This is a genomic window from Vibrio sp. 1249-1 (assembly GCF_033340495.1).
The window spans coordinates 1-624 of sequence record NZ_JAWOWJ010000736.1; the positions used below are offsets into that span (position 1 = coordinate 1).

The 624-nt window shown below is 42.9% G+C and carries 1 protein-coding gene and 1 pseudogene; both read right to left on the reverse strand.

The window, feature by feature from the left end; genetic code table 11:
- On the reverse strand, positions 1 to 242 hold a 242-nt coding region (locus tag R7Z50_RS28630; protein ID WP_318149898.1), incomplete at its 3' end, for a glutathione S-transferase N-terminal domain-containing protein.
- Positions 243 to 269: 27 nt separating this feature from the next.
- Positions 270 to 624, reverse strand: a pseudogene (locus tag R7Z50_RS28635) (NADP-dependent oxidoreductase); the annotation flags it as partial.

Below are 624 nucleotides of genomic sequence, written 5' to 3' on the forward strand. Positions count from 1 at the left end.
GCTCCATCACTGTACTTTTCAATCAAGTATTCAGTCATGGCTCCTGATTCAATAATAAACTCACCATCATCTTCAAGGAGTGGCGACTTACCAAGTGGATGAACGCTCTTTAGTTCTGGCGGTGCCATGAAAGTCACTTTGTCACGAACGTAAGGCACGATTTCGTAATCCACGTTGAGCTCTTCAAGTAACCAGATAATACGCTTAGAGCGTGACTGATTCAGATGATGAAGTTTTATCATTTATTATCCCTTCCTTATTGCGGGTTGTTATAGTGGGTCGTTGATTTTTACAACAAGCTTGCCAAAGTTCTTGCCTTCTAGCAGACCAATAAATGCCTCTGGCGCATTGTCTAGACCTTCTACTAGATGTTCGCGGTATTGGATCTTTCCTTCAGCCAACCATTGATTGATGTCTTGAGCGAACTCACCGTAACGGTGACCGTAGTCATCAAAAATGATAAAGCCTTGTACCTTGATTCGTTTCGTCAGTAGTTTACCCATTAGCAGAGGTAGATGGTCTGTGCCTTCAGGTAATTCTGTTGCGTTGTATTGAGAAATCAATCCACACAAAGGGATGCGTGCACTGGTATTGAGGAGTGGCATGACAGCTTCGAATACTTTG